Source organism: Halomonas sp. ALS9 (assembly GCF_001651035.1).
In the GTDB taxonomy this organism is placed as follows: domain Bacteria; phylum Pseudomonadota; class Gammaproteobacteria; order Pseudomonadales; family Halomonadaceae; genus Vreelandella.
In genome coordinates this window covers 121,007-136,728 of record NZ_LXRG01000011.1, presented here as the reverse complement: position 1 = coordinate 136,728, position 15,722 = coordinate 121,007, and the positions used below count along the sequence as shown (strand labels likewise).

15 protein-coding genes and 1 rRNA gene are annotated in these 15,722 nt (G+C 55.7%); 4 read left to right on the top strand and 12 right to left on the bottom strand.

What is annotated here, in order from left to right; genetic code table 11:
* Positions 1–298: ribosomal RNA gene (locus tag A6R74_RS00700) — 16S ribosomal RNA — on the bottom strand; the annotation flags it as partial.
* Between the two features lie 577 nt (positions 299–875).
* On the opposite strand from A6R74_RS00700, the gene A6R74_RS00695 reads away from it, so the two are divergent.
* Complete coding sequence (locus tag A6R74_RS00695) at positions 876–1,901, top strand: aspartate carbamoyltransferase (protein ID WP_064232456.1); 1,026 nt, start codon at positions 876–878, stop codon at positions 1,899–1,901.
* Positions 1,902–1,952: 51 nt separating this feature from the next.
* Here the strand turns inward: A6R74_RS00695 and ruvX are convergent, their stop codons facing one another.
* The 7 genes from ruvX to A6R74_RS00660 form a co-directional block, all read right to left on the bottom strand.
* The gene (gene ruvX, locus A6R74_RS00690) at positions 1,953–2,408 is read right to left on the bottom strand and encodes a Holliday junction resolvase RuvX (RefSeq protein ID WP_064232455.1); all 456 of its coding nucleotides are present in this window, start codon (positions 2,406–2,408) and stop codon (positions 1,953–1,955) included.
* Complete coding sequence (locus A6R74_RS00685; protein ID WP_064232454.1) at positions 2,408–2,965, bottom strand: YqgE/AlgH family protein; 558 nt, start codon at positions 2,963–2,965, stop codon at positions 2,408–2,410. Before A6R74_RS00685 ends, ruvX begins: the two co-directional genes overlap by 1 nt.
* A gap of 72 nt (positions 2,966–3,037) precedes the next feature.
* Positions 3,038–3,994 carry a glutathione synthase gene (gshB, locus tag A6R74_RS00680; RefSeq protein ID WP_064232453.1) on the bottom strand — a complete coding sequence of 319 codons (957 nt, stop codon included), beginning with the start codon at positions 3,992–3,994 and terminating at the stop codon, positions 3,038–3,040.
* Between the two features lie 88 nt (positions 3,995–4,082).
* Complete coding sequence (locus tag A6R74_RS00675; protein ID WP_064232452.1) at positions 4,083–4,775, bottom strand: CvfB family protein; 693 nt, start codon at positions 4,773–4,775, stop codon at positions 4,083–4,085.
* A 153-nt stretch (positions 4,776–4,928) separates the two neighbouring features.
* Entirely contained in the window at positions 4,929–5,696 is a 768-nt protein-coding gene (locus A6R74_RS00670) for a 16S rRNA (uracil(1498)-N(3))-methyltransferase (protein ID WP_082906533.1), read from the bottom strand.
* A gap of 3 nt (positions 5,697–5,699) precedes the next feature.
* The gene (gene secB / locus A6R74_RS00665; RefSeq protein WP_064232451.1) at positions 5,700–6,200 is read right to left on the bottom strand and encodes a protein-export chaperone SecB; all 501 of its coding nucleotides are present in this window, start codon (positions 6,198–6,200) and stop codon (positions 5,700–5,702) included.
* A 41-nt stretch (positions 6,201–6,241) separates the two neighbouring features.
* Positions 6,242–6,664 carry a rhodanese-like domain-containing protein gene (locus A6R74_RS00660; protein ID WP_064232461.1) on the bottom strand — a complete coding sequence of 141 codons (423 nt, stop codon included), beginning with the start codon at positions 6,662–6,664 and terminating at the stop codon, positions 6,242–6,244.
* A 202-nt stretch (positions 6,665–6,866) separates the two neighbouring features.
* Between A6R74_RS00660 and gpmI the strand changes: the two genes are divergently transcribed.
* The 3 genes from gpmI to A6R74_RS00645 all read left to right on the top strand — a co-directional run bounded on the left by gpmI (position 6,867) and on the right by A6R74_RS00645 (position 11,062).
* The gene (gene gpmI / locus A6R74_RS00655) at positions 6,867–8,432 is read left to right on the top strand and encodes a 2,3-bisphosphoglycerate-independent phosphoglycerate mutase (protein ID WP_064232450.1); all 1,566 of its coding nucleotides are present in this window, start codon (positions 6,867–6,869) and stop codon (positions 8,430–8,432) included.
* 5 nt (positions 8,433–8,437) lie between these two features.
* Positions 8,438–9,574, top strand: coding sequence for a murein hydrolase activator EnvC family protein (locus A6R74_RS00650; RefSeq protein WP_064232449.1), 1,137 nt, complete (start codon positions 8,438–8,440; stop codon positions 9,572–9,574).
* Between the two features lie 171 nt (positions 9,575–9,745).
* Positions 9,746–11,062, top strand: a complete 1,317-nt coding sequence (locus A6R74_RS00645; protein ID WP_064232448.1) for a S41 family peptidase — start codon at positions 9,746–9,748, stop codon at positions 11,060–11,062.
* A gap of 44 nt (positions 11,063–11,106) precedes the next feature.
* Here A6R74_RS00645 and A6R74_RS00640 read toward each other — a convergent pair whose 3' ends face one another.
* The 4 genes from A6R74_RS00640 to A6R74_RS00625 form a co-directional block, all read right to left on the bottom strand.
* Positions 11,107–12,387, bottom strand: a complete 1,281-nt coding sequence (locus A6R74_RS00640; protein WP_064232447.1) for a UbiH/UbiF/VisC/COQ6 family ubiquinone biosynthesis hydroxylase — start codon at positions 12,385–12,387, stop codon at positions 11,107–11,109.
* 34 nt (positions 12,388–12,421) lie between these two features.
* Positions 12,422–13,651, bottom strand: coding sequence for a 2-octaprenyl-6-methoxyphenyl hydroxylase (gene ubiH, locus A6R74_RS00635; RefSeq protein WP_064232446.1), 1,230 nt, complete (start codon positions 13,649–13,651; stop codon positions 12,422–12,424).
* A 92-nt stretch (positions 13,652–13,743) separates the two neighbouring features.
* Positions 13,744–15,084, bottom strand: a complete 1,341-nt coding sequence (pepP, locus tag A6R74_RS00630; protein ID WP_064232445.1) for a Xaa-Pro aminopeptidase — start codon at positions 15,082–15,084, stop codon at positions 13,744–13,746.
* Between the two features lie 35 nt (positions 15,085–15,119).
* Positions 15,120–15,698, bottom strand: a complete 579-nt coding sequence (locus A6R74_RS00625; protein WP_064232444.1) for a UPF0149 family protein — start codon at positions 15,696–15,698, stop codon at positions 15,120–15,122.
* Positions 15,699–15,722: the final 24 nt, after the last annotated feature.

Sequence of the window (15,722 nt, the reverse complement as noted above, 5' to 3'; positions counted from 1 at the left end):
TCATCCTCTCAGACCAGCTACAGATCGTTGCCTTGGTGAGCCTTTACCTCACCAACTAGCTAATCCGACATAGGCTCATCCAATAGCGGGAGCCGAAGCCCCCTTTCTCCCGTAGGACGTATGCGGTATTAGCCTGGGTTTCCCCAGGTTATCCCCCACTACCGGGCAGATTCCTATGCATTACTCACCCGTCCGCCGCTCGTCAGCATCTAGCAAGCTAGATCTGTTACCGCTCGACTTGCATGTGTTAGGCCTGCCGCCAGCGTTCAATCTGAGCCATGATCAAACTCTTCAGTTTAAAATCATTGTGATCCTTACTCGCTATCTTAGGACTAGCCTAAGGCAGCAAAAGCGAATCAAACTTGGCTCAAGGTTCAAACGAATTCATTCAAAACAGGTTTCAAAGAACGTGTCTTTAAAGACCTTTATTGCTTGAGTCGCTTGCCTTGATATTTGGTGATTTGTCACCAACGTCAGCAAGCGCCCACATGAATTACCTGATCAAATTGTTAAAGAGCTGTTTCGCTGCGATGACTGCTTGAGCCACCTTACAAACCGTTGAACTGGCTTGCCTCAGCGAGGAAGGCGTATTCTACGCATTTCCTGGTGTTTGTCAATCACTGTTTTTAGCGACTGAAGCGAGCGATACAGCCTGCTCTAACCTCTTGACAAACCAAGGCTTTTACACCTTATGCACCGCTGGTAACGCTTGGCGTCCCCGGCAGCGGATGCGTACTTTACGGATTCAGCGCCGGGTTGGCAAGTGGTTTTGTAGAAAAATTACAGATTAGTCGCCCTTAGTGGATTAAACCCTTTCGGTGCCGCCCTCTTTGGCGGTTACACTAGGCTCATCCATCACCTTGCCGAGGTCTGTCATGAGCCACCATCTGCTAACTGTCGACTCATTAAGCCGTGAAAGTGTAGACCATTTACTGCGTGTCGCTGCACGCATGGAACCCATTGCCCAGCGTCGCCAGGTTACTCGCGTTTTAGAAGGAGCAGTACTCGGCAATTTGTTTTTTGAGGCCAGTACCCGGACACGGGTGAGTTTCAATGCCGCTTTCTGCCGCTTGGGTGGCAGCGTATGTGACACCACCGGCTTTACCTTCTCGTCTATGGCGAAGGGGGAGTCGCTGTACGATACCAGCCGTGTAATGAGCGGTTACTGCGACGCGATTGTAATGCGCCACCCCGACCAGGGATCAGTGGCTGAGTTTGCAGCAGCAACCAATGTACCCGTGATCAATGGGGGCGACGGCCCAGGTGAGCACCCCAGCCAAGCACTACTTGACCTTTATACGATTGATAAAGAATTTCACCGCCTGGGTAAATCGTTGGCCGGTGCACATATCTTGCTTACCGGTGACTTGAAGTACGGCCGTACTGTCCATTCACTGATTAAGCTCCTGTCACTCTATGACCCGCTGCGTATTACCCTGGTATCTCCCCCGGGGCTTGAAATGCCCTCCAAGCTGATTGACTTAGTCACATCTCGCGGGCATCGCATTGAGCAGCGCGACTCACTGGCGAGTGATTTTGCAGATTTAGATGTGGTGTACACCACGCGCATTCAGAAGGAACGTTTTACCGACGAGATGAATGAGAGCTTTCAGGGACTCTCTGATGACTTTATGGTCAATCGTGATTTTCTCGATCACCGCTGCAGTCAAAGCACGATTGTGATGCACCCACTGCCCAGGGATAGCCGCCCCGGTGCGAATGATTTAAACGTCGACCTGAACGGCGACCCGCGCTTGGCGATCTTCCGCCAAACCGATAACGGGATTCCCATGCGAATGGCGATTTTTGCAACGCTGCTCAACGTCGATAAACTAATCGAGCAAGATCTACGCCCTGTTCGCTGGTATGTACCCAGTCAAACTGGCACCTTGGATCGTTAAGGCTAGAAGAGAAGGTTTAAAGTTAGAGGGCTTAGAGATGCAGGATAAGGGCTAAAGAGACAGACGCCCGCCAGGTAAGCCTTCCTGGTGGGCAAACCAGCCTTCAAGAATAAGAATCGCCGCAATGCCATCGACACTATCCTGACGATAGTTACCTTTATGGCCCGCCTCGCGAGCGATCATTTTCGCCTCCCGAGTGGTGCCGCGCTCATCGACCATTGCACATGGCTTGCCAAAACGGCCATGCAGACGATTACCAAACTTGCGAGCGCGAGTGCTCATCTCTGATTCGCTGCCATCCATATTCAGTGGCAGCCCCACCACTAACATATCCGGTTGCCACTCGCTGAGAAGCCGTGACACGACATTCCAGTCGGGAATTCCATCACGTGCCGTCAAGGGAGTCAGCTCCCGAGCGCTGTGAAGCAGCTCGTTGCCCACTGCCACACCGATACGCCGGGTGCCGTAATCAAAGGCCAGGATTAAACGCTGTCCCGCTTCGGCCATTAAGCGTGCCCCGCATCTCGGGTCATTAGGTTAAGGTCGATACCGAGTAATCCTGCCGCCGCGGTTAACCGCTCGATAGGCGGGGTATTGAAGAGCACGCTGCTCTGGGCTTCTACCGTTAGCCAACTGTTCTCTTTAAGCTCTTCTTCTAGCTGCCCCACTTCCCATCCCGCGCAACCCAGGCAGACCAAAAAGTGCTCAGGCCCTTCGCCAGCAGCAAAAGCCTGGAGAATATCCAGCGAAGTCGTCAGCGCCATGCCATCCTCCACCTGGATACTGGAGTCCCACTCCTGGCTATCGCCCATATGCAGAATGAAGCCACGGTCTTTATGCATCGGCCCGCCGTAATAAACCGGCGCATTGCGGTGCGGACTTGCTTCGCCGCCCAGCTCCAGTTGATCAAATAGCGCTTCGAGGGTTATTTCTAACGGTCGATTAGTAATTACCCCCATGCAGCCGTTGTTATCATGATCGCAAAGATAGATAAGGCTACCGGCAAAATTAGGGTCTTCTAAATGCGGCATGGCCATTAGAAAGTGATGTTTCAAACTTTGCATGCGTCTCCCACTGCCTGCTGGCATCCCAGCAGGCATAGCGTAATGAGTGTAATTATAAGAATGAAGCCGTGCTTAGGCTAAGCGGCGCTCGATGGCATCGAGCAGTAAACCGGCAATATTGGTGCCCCGCTGATCATCAATTTCACGTACGCAGGTGGGACTGGTGACATTGATTTCCGTAATATAGTCACCGATTACATCCAGACCCACGAACATTAGGCCTTTCTCACGAATCATTGGCTGCACTTGCTGAATAAGCCAGTGATCGCGCTCGGTGAGCTCACGGCTAACGCCCTTCCCACCAGCAGCTAAGTTGCCCCGGGTCTCGCCCGCCGAGGGTATCCGCGCCAGTCCAAAGGGAACGGGCTCACCATCCACTAGCAGAATGCGCGTGTCGCCATCTTTAATCTCCGGCAGGTAACGCTGCGCCATGATTTGTCGCTGGCCACGCAGCGAAAGCTGCTCAATCACCGCGCCAATATTGCGACCCTCTGGGCCAATATGAAAAATACCGGTGCCCCCCATACCATCCAGCGGCTTAAAGATCACATCGCCGTGTTCCGCATGGAAGGCGCGCAACACATCATCACGACTAGCGACGATCGTAGGCGCGCAGCACTGGGGAAACTGCTGGGCAAACAGCTTTTCATTACACTGCAAAAGCGCTGCCGTCGGATTAACGATCAGTACGCCTTCCCGCTCAGCAAAGCCCAGCAAGTGCACTGCGTTAGTAAACTCAGCATCGACAGGCGGGTCTTTGCGCATCAGCACCACATCCAGCTCTACTAGCGGACGCGCGGAAGGTTCGCCTAGGTCGTACCAGTGATTTGGATCACGATGCACTTTTAGCGGCCGCATACGCGCGTAGGCTTGCCCCGCGTTCAAAAAAAGGTCTTCCTGCTCCATATAGTGCAGGGTATAACCACGCTCCTGGGCAGCCCATAGCATGGCCATGGTGGTGTCTTTCTTGTAAGCGATGTCGCTGATGGGATCCATCACAACGCCAAGGTGCAGATTTGATTGGCTCATCGGGGGCACTATCCAAACATGAACAATTGATGCTCAGTATGCCGCACTGCTCGCCCGGCTCCAACTGCCCCCGCTAACTACTCGCTAACTACTCGCTAAGCGCGCCGGGCACTAAGCGGATAGCATCAGGTTCTAAGGTGATCAACTGTTGCTTATAAAGCCGCCCAATGGCTTGTTTATAGGCACTTTTACTCACCCCTAAGCGAGCTTTAACTTCGTGAGCAGGACTTTTATCGCCCAGAGCGAGATAGCCACCGCTTTCACGCAGGGCTTGCATGATCTTGTCGCCCACCACATCTAAGCGAGCGGCGCCGGGCGGTAGCAGCGATATGTTTAAACGGCCATCTTCACGGCGCTGCTTAACATAGCCCTTAACGGATTGGCCTCGGCGCAATGGTTGGGTAACGTCATCCTGGTAAATAAGCCCCCAGTAGCGGTGATTGACCACCACCTTCATGCCTAGATCCGTGCGATCTGCCACCACCACGGCAACTTCGTCGCCTTTTTCTAACGCCCAGGCGTCATCGGTCAAAAAGCGATCCAGCTTCATCGACGCCACCGGCCGCCCCTGGTCATCGCTATACAGCATCACCAATACACGCTTTCCAGCATCAGGACGAAAATGCTGCTCGCTAAACGGCAACAACACATCTTTCGGCTGCCCCCATTGCAAAAACGCGCCGATATTATTAACCGCTGTGACCGTCAGGTACGCCACTTCACCCAACTGGGCTGTCGCATCGCTAGCGGATCGCGGGGAGGAGTGAGACTCACGCACCATGGGTGTCGTCCTTCAAGAAAAATAGATAAACATTATGGTGCCTAAGAGAGATCAGGCAAAGTATGGTAGGACGGGAGTGAAAAAATTGGCTGCCGTAATTAATAAAAGGCTCTTATCAGGAGTAAGTACTTACGCAAGCACTTACGCAAATACTTACAAATCTCCAAAGTAGTGCTGCAGCAGTGACAGTGCCACCACAGGTGCCGTCTCGGTACGCAGCACCCGAGGGCCGAGTGTCAGCGGCGTAAAGTCAGCGCTTTGGGCAGCGGCAATATCACTATCGCTCAAGCCGCCTTCTGGGCCAATGAGCAGCGCCACCGACGCCGGTCGATCTTGGCGATCAAACGCATTGCCGGTCGCTAGATGCAGCATCAAGCGCAGCGGCTCCTGGCGCTCTTCAAGCCATGCTGATAACGGCATCGGTGAGTGCACTTGAGGCACTACCGCACGGCCGCTCTGCTCGCAGGCACTGGCAGCAACCGCCTGCCAGTGGGCTAGCTTTTTATCTTCACGGTCGCCTTTCAAACGCACATCACCCCGCTCGGTATACAGCGGGGTAATCGCCGCAACGCCCAGCTCGACGGCTTTCTGAATAGCGTAATCCATTCGGTCGCCTTTGGAGATGGCTTGACCCAAGTGAACAGATAGCGGCGACTCACCGCTACCCGGCCATATCGCCTCGACCCTCGCCAGCGTCTGCTTGCGGCTTACCTCCACCAAGCGGACGCCCGCTTCCTGGCCGTTACCGTCAAACAGCACCAGCGGCGCGCCTTCAACCATGCGCAGCACGCGAGTGATGTGGCGCGCGGGGCCGTCAGGCAATGCGACGTCACAGCCTGCCACGAAAGTAGCAGGCACATAGAGACGCGGCATTTTGCCATGCTGGGCGTACCAATCAGCGGCTTGCGTTTCTGACGACATAGCTTAGTGAGTGTTTTCTTCTGCTTGCTTGGCTTCGCGCTGTTTACGCTGGGCATACATGGCTTCGAAGTTTACCGGCGCCAGCATCAGCGGTGGGAAACCACCACGGTTGACCAAGTTGTCCACGCACTCACGGGCGTAAGGGAATAGCAGGTTGGGGCAAAAAGCGCCCAGGGTTTGATCCAGCTGCGCCCCTTCAATACCCGCGATACGGAACAGACCCGCCTGCTCAACTTCAGCCAGGAAAGAGGTGGTACCGGTTTCATTATCGTTCACCTGGGCAGTCACCTTAACCACCACTTCATACTGGTCATCAGCAATTTTAGTGCTGGTGGTATTCAGATCCAGGTTCACCTTAGGTTTGAACGCCTGCTTGAACACCGAAGGTGAGTTGGGCGCTTCAAACGAAATATCTTTCACATAAATGCGCTGCAGCGAAAATTTAAGCTGCGGTTTTTCGTCTGCCGCGGCACCCGCCTGCGGGGAATTGTTATCTTCCGCCATGAGAAAACTCCTGATTGTTGATTAAATAAAGCTATCGTTGGTTACTTTTTAACCACCGGAAGGCCGTCACCTTGCCACTGCGCCATACCGCCCTTCAACTTGTAAGCTCGCTCAAAGCCTGCTTTGGCGAGCTTGGCCTGGGCAGCACCCGAACTCTGGCCGTGCTTGCATACCACGATGATCGGCTGGGCTTTCACTTTATCCAGTTCGGTCATGCGGCTATCGAGGTTGCTTTGCGGAATGTTGCGCGCCCCCGCGATATGCCCGGCTTTGAAGTCTTTGTTTTCACGGATATCCAGCACCACCGCGTCTTCGCGGTTGATAAGCTGAGTGGCCTCTGTGGCGGTCAGTGCATTAGTAGAGGCGCTGCGCGTTTCATAAATAATCCACGCGACTAGCACCAGCAAAAATGCCCCAACCAGTAGGGGGTGGTTCTGTACGAATTCGAACACCTGATCGATCATCGCGAACACAATCTCTTGGTAAATACGGAAAAAAGCGGCGTTGCCACCGTTAAAACGCGACAAGTATACACGTCAGATAGCTTCCCGCGCAGGCCTAGATCATGACGCCTGACCGTAGCCTGCGTTATGATGCCCCAAGCGTGCGCCTGTCGCGACCCCGAATTATCGACTCGCCCGGCTTGCCAATCTTAACGAGGTTTATATGGATACTTCTCGCACCCCGCGCCCAGTGGCGCTGATTATTCTCGACGGCTACGGCCACAACCCCGATAGCGCCCATAATGCAGTGGCCGCTGCCCACACGCCGACGATGGATAAACTTTGGGAAAGCCGTCCTCATGCCTTCGTTCACACCGATGGCCTTAACGTGGGGCTCCCCGACGGCCAGATGGGTAACTCTGAAGTCGGGCATATGAATATTGGTGCCGGTCGTATCGTTTATCAGGATTTCACGCGTATTAGCAAAGCGATTGAAGACGGTGACCTGGATGTTAATGCCAACCTTACCCAGCCGATTGATGAAGCCGTCGCCAACGGTCGCCCGGTACACTTAATTGGCCTGCTCTCCCCCGGCGGCGTGCACAGCCATGAAGAGCATTTTATTGCCATGGCCGAACTGGCCGCCCGCCGCGGTGCCCAACGCATTTTTATTCATGCTTTTCTGGATGGCCGCGATATGCCGCCGCAGAGCGCCTTGGCCTCGATAGAGCGCGCCAACGCTCGCCTGGCTGAGCTGGTAGGTGCTGATAATGGCTTTGTTGCCTCGATTATTGGTCGCTTCTACGCCATGGATCGCGACAACCGCTGGGAGCGCGTTGAGCAAGCCTACCGGCTACTCACCGATGGCCACGCGGAGTACTACGCCTCCAGTGCCGAAACGGCACTTCGCGATGCCTATCAGCGTGGCGAAACCGACGAATTCGTTGCCGCCAGTAGCATACCCCTCAATGACAAGCCGATTACCTTGGACGATGGCGATGCGGCTATTTTCCTTAACTTCCGCTCTGACCGCGCCCGTGAGTTAACCCGCGCTTTTACTGAGCCGGATTTCAAAGGCTTTGATCGGCGAGCATGCCCCAAGCTTGCAGATAAAGGGCTGGTAATGATGACCCAGTACGCCGCTGACATTGCTGCGCCTGCCGCCTTCCCGCCATCGGATCTAAATGACACCTTGGGCGAAGTGGTGGCTAAGCGCGGCTTGAAACAGTTGCGTATCGCCGAAACCGAAAAGTACCCCCACGTCACCTTCTTCTTTTCAGGCGGCAATGAAGCCGAATATGACGACGAGGAGCGCATCTTGGTGCCCTCTCCACGCGATGTGCGCACCTACGACGAAAAGCCCGAGATGAGCGCATTTGAGATCACCGACAAGCTTGTCGACGCTATTGATGGCGGCAGCTTTGATCTGATCGTTTGCAACTACGCCAACGGTGATATGGTCGGCCACACCGGTGACTTCAACGCTGCGGTAAAAGCCATTGAGACCGTCGATACCTGCGTGGGTCGAGTCGTTGAAGCCATCGAGCGTGCTGGCGGCGCCTGCTTAATTACCGCCGACCACGGTAATGCCGAGCAGATGGTTCATCCCGAAACAGGCGCACCGCAAACGGCCCACACCACCTTTGTAGTGCCACTCATCTATGTCGGCGAACGCGCTGCCACGCTTGATGAAGGCAAATTATGCGACTTGGCGCCTACGCTGCTGACCATGATGGATCAGGAACAGCCTGAGGCAATGACCGGTCAACCACTGATTCATTATAAATAGTGCCCATGCGGCCATCTTTAGCCCTGACACTCGTGCTGGCGTTCAGTTATGCGCCAGCAGGCTTTACTCAGCAAGATGAAGGCGCAGCGCGCCAGCAATTGGATTCGATTGGTCAGGAGATTGAGTCTGTTGCCCAACGCCTCAGCGCCACTGGTGAAGCACGCGATAGCGCCCAACGTGAGCTAAAGGAAGTCGAAACCAAGCTTGCCGAAACACATCAGCGCCTGGATACGCTGCAAGCTGAACGTCGCCAGTTGAATGATGAAACGACCCAACTGCGCCAGCACCGTGACCGCCTAGAGGGCGAACGAGCCAATCAGTACGCAGCGCTGGGCCAACAGCTCTCAGCACTTTACCGACTTGGCCCTACGCCGCAGCTCAAACTACTGCTTAACCAAGGCGATCCTGCCGAGCTTGATCGTATGCAGGCCTATATGAATCGGCTGACCGAAGCACGTAATCGCCGCTTAAGCGATATAGCGCGCTTGGACACCGCACTGGCTGATACCCAGAAGGAGCTGAGCGAGCGCCAAACGCGCCTTGATACATTAGCCGATGAGCTGGAAGAACAAAGCGCGCTGCTAGCTCAACGTACCACTGAACGACGCGGCGTGGTTTCCAACCTGGATGACCGCTACGGCAGTGAGGAGGAGCGGTTGGCCGACCTCAATCAGAGCCGTGAAGAGGCCGAACGTGTACTGCGCAACATCCAAGCGGAGATGGCAAGACTTGCCGAACCCACACCCACTACGCATATTGTCAGTACTCAAGGCGACTTACCTTGGCCGGTACAGGGTTCAATCAGTAGTAATTTCCATCATCGTGACGGTGTGCATTACAACGGTATAGTGATTCAGGCCAGCGCAGGCACGCCAGTCACCGCGGTACACACCGGTCGCGTGGTATTCGCCGACTGGATGCGAGGGTTTGGTAATTTGCTAATTATCGACCACGGCGACCAGATTATGACGCTACACGCCCACCTGCAGCAGTTCAGCGTCAGGCCTGGCCAGCAAGTCAGCCGCGGCGATGAGATTGGTCGTGTTGGCGATAGTGGTGGTCAAACCCGCGCAGCGCTCTACTTCGAAGTTCGCCGTGGCGGTGAACCCATTAATCCGCAGCGTTGGATTGCGCGCCGCTGACGGGATAAGCTGCATGACGATTGATGCCTTAATGTTCTACAACATGTTTTCAAATACACACGTTTAACTACCCATTTTTAACTATCTATTTCTAGCTATCTATTTTTAACTATCTATTTTCAACTACGAGGTGGCACGCTGTAGTGTCACCTAACGCCTTGCGGAGTCTGCATGACGCTATCTGTTACCGGGGTATCAACCCCCGCCAAGCGCTTCTTGGCTACCCTGCTGCCGATTGCCTTATTGTCGGCCCCGCTAACGCTGCTTGCTCAACCAGCCGGTAGCAGTGCGGCGGGTGAGCCACCCTACGACCAGCTACCCCTGGAAGATATTCAGACCTTCGCCGAGGTGTTTGAACGCATTAAGCGTGCCTACGTCGAGGAGGTCGATGACAGTACGCTGCTACGTAACGCTATGCGCGGTATGCTGAGTGAGCTGGATCCACACTCCGCCTATTTGGATGAGGAGGAGTACCAAAGCCTACGCGAGTCGACTCAGGGAGAATTTGGCGGTATCGGTATCGAGGTAGGCACTGAAAATGGTCAGCTCATGGTGATTACGCCTATTGATGACACCCCTGCTTCCCGCGCAGGGCTGCTTTCTCGCGATGTTATCGTCGCCATCGACGGCACCCCCACTGATAGCATGTCGCTACAAGAAGCGGTGACCCTAATGCGCGGTGAGCCGGACACCGAACTGCGTATCAGCATACTGCGTTCAGGCGAGGATTCGCCGCGGGAGTTCAACCTGACCCGCGAAGTGATTCGTAGTGAAAGCGTTAAGCACGAGCTGCTCGAGCCCGGTTACGGCTACCTGCGCATCAGCCAGTTCCAATCGCGCACCCCAGAACAGGCCCGCGAAGCGCTTGAGCGCATGGCGCGTGAGCAGCCTCTAGAAGGGTTAATACTCGATTTACGTAACAACCCCGGCGGTGTCCTACAAGCCGCCGTCGGCATTGCCGATCTGTTCCTGGATGAAGGCTTGATTGTGTATACCGAAGGGCGCCTCTCGGATACAGAAATGTCGTTCTCCGCCTCCACGACCACACCTGCTCGCGATGTACCGTTGGTGGTACTGATCAATGGCGGCAGTGCCTCAGCCGCAGAAATTGTCGCCGGTGCGCTGCAGGATCAACGCCGCGGCGTGATTATGGGCACCGACAGTTTTGGCAAGGGATCAGTGCAACAGATTATGCCGCTAGGCAATGGCGAAGGGCTCAAGCTCACCACCGCGCTCTACTACACCCCCAACGGACGCTCTATTCAGGCCCAGGGTATTGAGCCCGACGTGGACGTCGTACGTGGTCGCTTGGAAGTCGCCGAGAGCCGCCGCGAAATTCGCGAAGCCGACCTTGAGGGGCACCTAAGCGCTCAGCAGGCGCCTCGGGATCGCCAGGAAATGGCTGAGCGACTGCTCAATGATTACCAACTCAGCGAGGCGCTTAATCTACTTAAAGCACTCAATGTAGTCGACCGTCGGCGGCGTTAACGGCCGCTTGGTTTAATGGCAACCTGACTTAACGACAACCTTGTTTATCGACAACTGAGCGGCAGGCGGCCGCGCTCCCCGGTCGCCTGCCGCATCACTATCCGCTTCAATGGAACCAACTGGTTCATACCACTCATTCCTAAATTCCGCGCCAACGTCAATGCCGGATCGTGACTGCCAAACAGCACTTTGAACCCCTTCATTAAGCCCAGCATGGCGCTGTTATCAAAGCGCCTACGACGCTCATAGCGCCTCAAAGTGCTTAGTTCTCCCCAGGGTGCACCGCGCTGCCAGGCATGCACCACCTCTTCAGCCAACACTGCCGCATCCATAAGTCCTAAATTAACGCCTTGGCCCGCCAGCGGATGAATACTATGGGCAGCGTCCCCTACCAGTGCGAAATGCGGCTGTACATAGTGGCGGGCATGGCGCTGCACCAACGGAAAACGATGGGCTTTATCGCAGACCGATACCTCGCCTAGGCGGTGACCAAACGCTTTCCCCAGTGCCTCTCCAAGCGCTTCGCGAGACAACTCACTCAGTTCAGCGGCGTGCTCAGGGGTGGTCGACCATACGATGGAGCAGTAATGATCATTACCTTCCACGGTTAAAGGCAGAAATGCCAGCGGCCGGCCGTCAATAAACGCTTGCCGCGCCGCACCACCATGGGGCTTGGCGCACTTAACGGTGGTCACCACAGCCTCCTGCTGCATATCGTCGCTGACCACCTCAATACCGGCCATTTCGCGCAGTGTTGACTGAGCGCCATCGGCGGCAACGATTAACGGTGCATATAGTTGGCGACCATCAGCAAGTACTAGCCAATCGCCACTTGATACATGCTTTGATGTATTGCCACTGGCACGCTGCAGCGCCTGTAGGCGAGCACCAAAAAATGGGGTGACATTGGGGTGATCAATTACCTGACTATTGAGCGCGGCCAGCGTGACCGCGTTCTCAACAATATGGCCCAGTACGGCTACCCCCGCTTCGTCGGCGGAAAAGGCAATTTCACCACTGCCTTCGGCATCCCATACCTGCATGCCCTGGTAGGCCGTTACCCGGGTATTCTGCATGCCGTGCCAAGCCCCCAAATGGGTGAGCAAGCGCTGGGAGACCGGCGTTAACGCACTGACTCGGGGAGCTGGCAGCTTTGTAGCGGCCTGTTCAATGTGTAGCGGTGCAGGCGTTGCCTCAACCAGCGCCACCTGCATCCCCGCCTGGGCCAGCAGCGCACAGAGTGCGGTACCGACGATGCCACCACCCACAATGATTACTTCAAAGCTTTCCACCGGCGGTTTCGCAATCGATGAGTCCGTATGCATAGCATTCCCTTTTCGTGGCCTAGGATTAATAAACTTAACGCTCTAAGCCCATAGCGCGACGGGCCAGCCCTCGGCGTAACGGCCCAATCAGATTCAAGCCAATTAAGCCTGCCGCGCGGGCGTGGGGCAGCAGCGGGAAGGAGAGCCCGAACAGTCGCACTAGACCATCGCTAAAGCGAATCACGTTGGCACGATCTCGGGAGCGTTGTTTCTCAAAGGCTTGCAGCGTGATCATATCGCCCAGCGGACGATTAGCCTGTTCGCCTTGCTCCAGCGCTTCGACCAGATCCATTACCCCGCGCAGGGCTAAATTAAACCCTTGCCCCGCGACTGGATGCAACGCGTGGGCAGCGTTACCTAATACCGCCAGCCCTGGTCGCACCGGTTCTTCAGCGGTGACCAGTGAAAGCGGATAAGTATGGCGAGCGCCTACCCGAGTAAAACGCCCCACCCGATCGCCAAACGCATGCTGAAGTTGCAGCAGGAATTCACGCTCGGTTAACGCCATGCGTGCTTTCTCGCTGCCGCTGGGATGCGTCCAGATCAGCTCCATAGCCTGGCCCGGCAGGGGCAATAGCGCCATTGGCCCTTGCGAGGTAAAGCGCTCATAAGCGATGCCTTCATGGGGCTGGCTGACACCGACATGCGCAATAAGCGCTGTCTGCTGGTAAGACTCACGGCGACTGCCTATGCCTAGCTGCTCTTTGAGCCCCGAGCGCCCACCGTCCGCCAATACCGTTAGCCCTGCGGTTAGCTGGCTACCATCCGAAAGCTGCAGGTGATGCCCTCCGGCCACAGGCGTGAGCTGTTCGACTTTTGCCGGGCAGTGCCACTCCAGCGGTAGTTGAGCAAGCCGTTGATGAAGCACACGCCCCATCCACGCATTGGGGATGACATGTCCCAGCGCCGCGACGCCCAGTTCGTCAGCACTCAGCCGCGTCGCGCCTAAACGCCCACGCTCGCTAATATGAATACGTTTAATCGGCGTGGCCTCATCGCGCATCGCTTCCCACACACCTAGCTGTAGAAAACGCTGTGCCGAGCCTTCTGCAATGGCACTGGCCCGGGCATCAAAACTCGGCTGCCAGGCATTTTCCTGCGGCTGAACGGCCATAGGCGCCGATTCAATGATCGCCACGCGCCAGCCGTAGCGCTCAATCAGTGGCGCCAGGGCGCAACCTAAGCTGGCGCCTACCAGCCCACCGCCCACAATCACGATGTCATGGGTCAGCGCTCCCTTCACCGCCTGATTAGACTGCTGCATTGGCTTCTCCCGACCACGACGCCGCTTCATAGAGGCAATAATAATTTCGTAACGTAATTTACATAAAGGCTATTGAAAACATTTATGACTGGTTACTTTTTAGCCATTAGCGCTTCAATTTCAGCCATCTGCTTGGGCACATCGGCGGTCAGTACTGCATGACCTCCGTGAGTGACGACCACATTGTCTTCAATACGAATCCCAATGCCCTGATAGGCGTCAGGAATATCGTCATCACTAGGAATATATAGGCCCGGCTCTACAGTAAGCACCATGCCTGCCACCAGGGGTCGAGGCGTTTGCTCATCTAGCTTATAAGTGCCGACATCGTGGACGTCCAATCCCAACCAGTGTGACGTCGAGTGCAGGTAAAAGCGCCGATAGCTCTCGTCATCAATCCGCGCCTGAACCTCGCCTTCGAGCAGACCAAGATTAATTAGCCCAGTGGTTAAGTCACGCACCACGCCTTGATGGATATCCGCCAGTGTCGCCCCAGGCTGAATAGCGCTAACGGCACGCTCTTGTGCATTGAGCACCACTTGGTAGAGCGCCCGCTGGGCGTCACTGAACCGCCCAGCGACGGGAAATGTGCGGGTGATATCACCGGCATACAGCTCAAATTCGGCGCCCGCATCGATCAGCACCAGGCCGTCTTCGCATAGCGGTGCGCTGTTTTCAATATAGTGCAGTACGCAGGCGTTGGCACCGCTACCCACGATCGTGCTGTAGGCGGGCCCACTGGCCCCTTGCCAGACAAACTCATGCTCTAATTCGGCCTGGAGCTGAAATTCACTCAGGCCTGGGCGAGCGACCTGCATAGCGCGCCGGTGTGCTTGGGCAGATATCAGCGCCGCATGCTTGAGCAGAGCAATTTCAGCATCGCTTTTGATCAACCGCATAGCGTGAATCAACGGGCTGATATCCAGCCAACCTTTTAGCGGTGGCCGCCCGCGTCTCATCCCTGCCTGGGCATCACTTAAAGCGTCTTCAGCCACGCCCACTGCTTCGGGGTTATCCAATGGCAAGTAGAGTAGTTCGCGCCCCGCCAACAGCGTGAGTAACTGCTCGTCGCGGTCGGCGTTTTCGAATGCCTGTTCAATACCATGCTCTGCCATGACACCCGCGGCGCCCAAACGTCGTCCTGTCCATGCTTCCATGGTGGGGTCACGATCCTGACAGAACACCAAGCTTTCACCCTCAGCGCGCCCTGGAAGCAGTACCAGTAGCGCACCCGGTTCGCGTATGCCGGTCAGGTAGTAAAAATCGCTGTTTTGGCGAAAGGCAAATTCGCTGTCCCGTGAACGGGTCATTAGCCCGGCGCCGGGAAGTACCACCGCAGCGTTATCCGGCAGCTGGGCCATTAAGGCGTCACGGCGCTGGCGATACTCGGCCACGCTGATCGCAGGGGGGCGAGGTAACATTTCGGGCCGCATAGAGGCTCCTAGCATAAAGATTCAGACAGAGGCAATTAATGAACGGGCGCGTCGGTTTGCTCAACTTGCGGCATCCCTGGGTGCTGCTCGGTATACAGCAGCATAGCGGCCATACGGGCATGCTCGGTCAGCGCAAACAGGTCGTTCTCGTTTTCGGGGCTGTCGTCGATATCAGTATCTATCCGGCCCAGCGCTTCCAAGTCTTCAATCGCTTCACGCAGTGCTTGTGACCAGCGCTCACGCAGCTCGTTGTCGGCCACTTCATCAATCACTTCGCTAAAACCCAGCGTCCACTCTTTAAGGCCCTGCGCTTGTTCTCCCAAGGAGAACAACTCATCGGGCAACAGCGGCGTATAGTCCAGGTCACTGGCGCTAAGCGCCTCTACGGTTTGCCTCCGCCAGCCTAGCAGCCGCTCGGCACTTGCCTGATCGCGGGGCTGCTCAACGCCTAAACTCTGGCAGACTTCGTCCAACCAAGCCTCGGCACTCACATCGCGTAGCGCCAGCAAGGCACATAAACGGCCATCCAAAAAAGCCGGCGACTGCATGCTGCCATGGAGGAGAAAAACATCCGCCACGTCAGAGAAATCCTGACGCTCATCGATCAATGACATAGTCGTTAATAACCTCGTATTCAC

Coding starts and splice junctions, on each gene's coding strand:
- A6R74_RS00695 (WP_064232456.1), top strand. CDS start 876: ATGAGCCACCATCTGCTAACTGTCGACTCATTAAGCCGTGAAAGTGTA.
- ruvX (WP_064232455.1), bottom strand. CDS start 2,408: ATGGCCGAAGCGGGACAGCGTTTAATCCTGGCCTTTGATTACGGCACC.
- A6R74_RS00685 (WP_064232454.1), bottom strand. CDS start 2,965: ATGCAAAGTTTGAAACATCACTTTCTAATGGCCATGCCGCATTTAGAA.
- gshB (WP_064232453.1), bottom strand. CDS start 3,994: ATGAGCCAATCAAATCTGCACCTTGGCGTTGTGATGGATCCCATCAGC.
- A6R74_RS00675 (WP_064232452.1), bottom strand. CDS start 4,775: ATGGTGCGTGAGTCTCACTCCTCCCCGCGATCCGCTAGCGATGCGACA.
- A6R74_RS00670 (WP_082906533.1), bottom strand. CDS start 5,696: ATGTCGTCAGAAACGCAAGCCGCTGATTGGTACGCCCAGCATGGCAAA.
- secB (WP_064232451.1), bottom strand. CDS start 6,200: ATGGCGGAAGATAACAATTCCCCGCAGGCGGGTGCCGCGGCAGACGAA.
- A6R74_RS00660 (WP_064232461.1), bottom strand. CDS start 6,664: ATGATCGATCAGGTGTTCGAATTCGTACAGAACCACCCCCTACTGGTT.
- gpmI (WP_064232450.1), top strand. CDS start 6,867: ATGGATACTTCTCGCACCCCGCGCCCAGTGGCGCTGATTATTCTCGAC.
- A6R74_RS00650 (WP_064232449.1), top strand. CDS start 8,438: ATGCGGCCATCTTTAGCCCTGACACTCGTGCTGGCGTTCAGTTATGCG.
- A6R74_RS00645 (WP_064232448.1), top strand. CDS start 9,746: ATGACGCTATCTGTTACCGGGGTATCAACCCCCGCCAAGCGCTTCTTG.
- A6R74_RS00640 (WP_064232447.1), bottom strand. CDS start 12,387: ATGCATACGGACTCATCGATTGCGAAACCGCCGGTGGAAAGCTTTGAA.
- ubiH (WP_064232446.1), bottom strand. CDS start 13,651: ATGCAGCAGTCTAATCAGGCGGTGAAGGGAGCGCTGACCCATGACATC.
- pepP (WP_064232445.1), bottom strand. CDS start 15,084: ATGCGGCCCGAAATGTTACCTCGCCCCCCTGCGATCAGCGTGGCCGAG.
- A6R74_RS00625 (WP_064232444.1), bottom strand. CDS start 15,698: ATGTCATTGATCGATGAGCGTCAGGATTTCTCTGACGTGGCGGATGTT.